The sequence below is a fragment of the Okeania sp. SIO2B9 genome, assembly GCF_010672505.1.
Lineage (GTDB): Bacteria > Cyanobacteriota > Cyanobacteriia > Cyanobacteriales > Microcoleaceae > Okeania > Okeania hirsuta.
Genome location: NZ_JAAHGK010000708.1, coordinates 1 through 4,039, shown reverse-complemented (window position 1 = coordinate 4,039; position 4,039 = coordinate 1). Strand labels below are relative to the sequence as shown.

Below are 4,039 nucleotides of genomic sequence, written 5' to 3'. Positions count from 1 at the left end.
ATACTTTTGTGTGGTTCTAGCTTTAACAATCTCGGCATGGCGATCGCCCAACTCTTACTATTCATCCCTTAATTTATCAGGTTTAATTTTTTTATACCGATGCTACCGGATTTGATATTAGATCTTGAATTTACACCTACTACCTCATAACTTTACGAATGATATAAACTGACACTGAAAGCTTTCAGTCTATGCTTCTGTCGCAAACTGCTGTACGATCTATTCAAGAAACTAATTGTTGATTGTAATTAACACTAGAGAAAATGGATAAGCGTTTTTTGAATATATTCCCCGGATTAAGTGAAGAAAAAGCAATTGCTTTACTAGAAACACCAATCGAAGAATTAGAAGATAAATCCGATCGTTATATTGCAGCAAGTCATTTAGTTAACTTTCCCAGTGAACGTTCAATCAATGTCTTAATCAAAACTCTACAAGATACAAACCCAGTTCTAGAACATAAAATTGCTAGACGTAAAGCGATCGAAACATTGGGACGTTTAAATGCAGTATCAGCACTACCTGCAATTAGAGCTTGCTTAAGTGACGAAGACTGTTACACTGTAGAAAATGCTGTCTGGGCAATTAGCGAAATAGGAACTGAAGATCCAGAAATTATTGCAGAAATTGCTCGGTTGTTGGAAAAACCTGCTCAAAGTTATCGTTTGATTATTCAGGTGTTAGGAAAATTTAACTATAAACCTGCAATAGATAAGATTCAGCAATTTACAGCATCTGATGATGAACCTATTGCTAGTGCAGCGATCGCTACTGTTTGTCGTTTAACAGGGGATTATTCCCAGATGACAAAAGTGCTAGAGTTTTTAGAACACTCAAATGTTAATGCTAGACGGGGTTGTATTCAAGACCTGATTGATACTAAATATTATCCATCTATTCCTAATATTGCTAAATGTCCAGTTTCCATGGTTTTTCGTCTCCGAGGAATTAGACTCTTAGCAGAAACGGGTATACCTACAAATGAGATTAACTTTGCTGAAATCGAACCCTATTTAGATTTGGTTGTTCGTGACCATCCCAATGATTTAGAATTAGTCCATGAATATGACCAAACTCCTACTTTAGAGTTTGCTATTCAAGAATTATACAGTACAGATTTTGGTAGATGTTATCTGGCTGGCAAAACCCTTTTAGAGAATTACCCAGAGGTTGCAGGTGCAGCGTTAATGGCAACTTTTGCAGAAAGTGCTCATAATGATTATGGTGCTCACTATCATGTAGTAAAGCTTTTGGGTTGGCTTAAATATGTTGATAGTTATGATTTATTGGTAGAAGCACTGCATAACACAGCGCCTCAGTTTCAGAAGTCTCGTGGTGCTGCTGCCCTTGCTTTGGCTAATTTAGGAGATGAGAGAGTAATACCTTTACTTAGAGAGACTATTAGTCAGACAAGAATTTTTGATTTGAAATATGCTTGTTTGTTGGGGTTAAAACAGTTAGGGGATAGTCAAGCTGTTGATTTAGTTGCTAATGACTCAGATTTATTGATTCAAGCTAAAGCAAAAAATATGATTTGATTGGGAGCAGGACTTACGCAAAGGTACTATATATATAGTCTAAAAACTACAACGTTATAGTTTTTATATATAGAACCCCTAAACGGAGCTATTTAAAAATAGACGGGCAGATGGGGTTATTGGTAGATAGGGGGATGGGGTAGTTTTATTACCTCAGCTCAACCTATTAAATATCGAGAATTGATGATGTACAAAACTATAACGTCTTAGTTTTTGTATAGAACCTTGATGGTAGCTATATAATTATGGTGTAAGAGTCTTTTTGGGCATCAATGAGTGAGGAAAAATCTTCTGTTGGTGTGTTAAATTTTTTGTATTATTTCTCCCCACATCTTCCCTCGAACCTCTTCCCTCTTACCTCTTATATCATGTCCGGTTGAATAATTAGACTTTGGTGGAAGGAAGGCAGAAGGCAGAAGGCAGAAGGCAGAAGGCAGACGGCAGAAGGTTTTTCCCATGATTACCTTAATTTTATACACAAACGATGCTACCGGACATGATATTACCTCCAGTATAGCTGTCTCAAGTATAGCTGTCTCAAGGCTAAAAAATTTAATATTTATGAAGATACCACTAAGGGGTTTTATATGTAGTCTCTGCGTAAGTCCTAAAAATATTAACAGAGATTAGAAGTATGATAACTTAGACATTTTGTAGATATTTGTTGTTGTCTAGGATAGTCTATCAAATTGGCCTTTAGCAAACAGCAGTTAAGGTTTAGAACGTCTCGTTTGGCCTTTAAAACCTCTCGGTTGAGGCTTGAAACCTCTAAAATCTTACTTTTGACTTTTGAATTTTGAATTTATGTATCGACCTAAGTGACCCTAAATTCTCAATTTTCCAGGAATACTAATGATGAGAGTGCGTGAGATATTGCAGGAGTATGAAAAAGGTAGACGAGATTTCCAAGGAGTGAGTCTTCGGGGTCTATCTTTTAAGGGAAAAGATTTGTCTGGAGCAGATTTTAGTGGGGCGGATATTCGAGGTACTAATTTTCGAGGAGCGAATCTGAGCGGTGCTAAGTTTCAGGGAGCTAGGGCAGGTTTACAAAAGCGTTGGGTGGTAGTTTTGCTTGTTGTGGCGTGTGCTTTGGTCGTAATTTCAGCTTTTGTTATTTTGTTCAGTTTACTTTTTTTATCGCTAATATACAACTCAGATAATCCAGAACAGCAGAATACTGCTTTAGTCGCCTTAGCTTTGCTTATTATATTTTGGGCAACAATTATTCATCATGAAATACCTCGCGTCCACCCAATCGTAGCCTTTACCTTCGGGTTTGTCATTTCTCAAGACGGATTCGTCGTCTCCGTATTTGTCGCTGCTTTAGCCAGAGCTATATTCCTAGCCTTTACCGGAGTCCTTGAAGTTGCTGGAGACTTTGGGGTTGCTGGAGTCCTCGGGGTTGCTGGAGTAATAACCTTCGCCGGAGCAACCCTTGCAGCCGGATTCTTCGACCAAACCTTCGCACTCACTTTCGCTTTTGCTCTTACTGGACTCCAAATAATGTTAAGTGTTCACATTGCTTATGAAGCAATCAAAAGAGATGAAAAATACCCCCTAACTCGTGGCATGGCTATTGCCTTTGCTGCAATAGGTGGAACCTCTTTCACAAATGCAAATTTAACTGATGCTGACTTTACCAATGCTACTCTCAAAAGTACAGATTTTAGAGGAGCTGACATAACTCGTACTTGTTGGAAAGACACTATAAAACTAGACTGTATACTAACATGGGAAACCTATCTAAAAAATTCTAAACTCAGAGAGTTAGTTAGAACAGGTCAAGGAAAAAATCAAAACTTCAATCGCTCAAACTACCTTAAAGGAATCAATCTCCAAGGAGCAAACTTAACTAATGCCAGTTTCATAGAAGCCAATCTCAACTCAGCCAACCTTCAAGATGCTGACCTTTCCCGTGCTAAGTTAGTAGGAACTTTTCTAGATCGAACTGACCTCACAGGAGCAACCTTAACCGGAGCTTTTATTGAGGACTGGAGGATAACCAGAAGAACTAAACTAGATCGTATCAAGTGTGATTATGTCTATATGCGCTTGCCCCCAGAAAAACGACCTGAATTTCTCAAGCTTACTCCTCAAGAAAGTCTTAATGATAATCCTCGTCGCCAACCTGCTGATTGGGAAAAGAATTTTGAGGAAGGTGAATTTGTGGATTTTATTACTCCGATGGTAGAGATACTAAACATCTATCACAACCAAGCAGTAGACCCCCAGTTGCATATTCACTTCAGAAATTACAGGAAGACTACCCAGAGGCAGAATTAGAAATTATTTCTATGGAAAAGCGAGGGAAAAATCGTCAAGGATTATTGATAAAAGCTGAAACGACACCTCAAGCTAACCATTCAGTTTTACATTCTGAATATTTTAATACTTATGACAGTCTAGAAGCACTTTCACCGGAACAACTTAGATTGCTTTTGGCAGAAAAGGAAAAATATACAAAAAAACTAGAAGCTTGGGTAGATAAAGCAGTTAATCGA

2 protein-coding genes and 1 pseudogene are annotated in these 4,039 nt (G+C 38.0%); all 3 read left to right on the top strand.

Annotation, left to right across the window (positions count from 1 at the left end; translation table 11 throughout):
- Positions 1–263 precede the first annotated feature (263 nt).
- Positions 264–1,538 carry a HEAT repeat domain-containing protein gene (locus F6K13_RS22025; protein WP_124147549.1) on the top strand — a complete coding sequence of 425 codons (1,275 nt, stop codon included), beginning with the start codon at positions 264–266 and terminating at the stop codon, positions 1,536–1,538.
- Between the two features lie 852 nt (positions 1,539–2,390).
- A complete protein-coding gene (locus F6K13_RS22020) occupies positions 2,391–3,821 on the top strand; it encodes a pentapeptide repeat-containing protein (RefSeq protein WP_124147550.1) in 1,431 nt (476 codons plus the stop codon).
- A gap of 11 nt (positions 3,822–3,832) precedes the next feature.
- A pseudogene (locus F6K13_RS22015) lies at positions 3,833–4,039 on the top strand (hypothetical protein); the annotation flags it as partial.

What these genes read in the sequence shown, in the direction of transcription:
- F6K13_RS22020 (WP_124147550.1), top strand. Translation starts at nt 2,391, where the DNA reads ATGATGAGAGTGCGTGAGATATTGCAGGAGTATGAAAAAGGTAGACGA.
- F6K13_RS22025 (WP_124147549.1), top strand. Translation starts at nt 264, where the DNA reads ATGGATAAGCGTTTTTTGAATATATTCCCCGGATTAAGTGAAGAAAAA.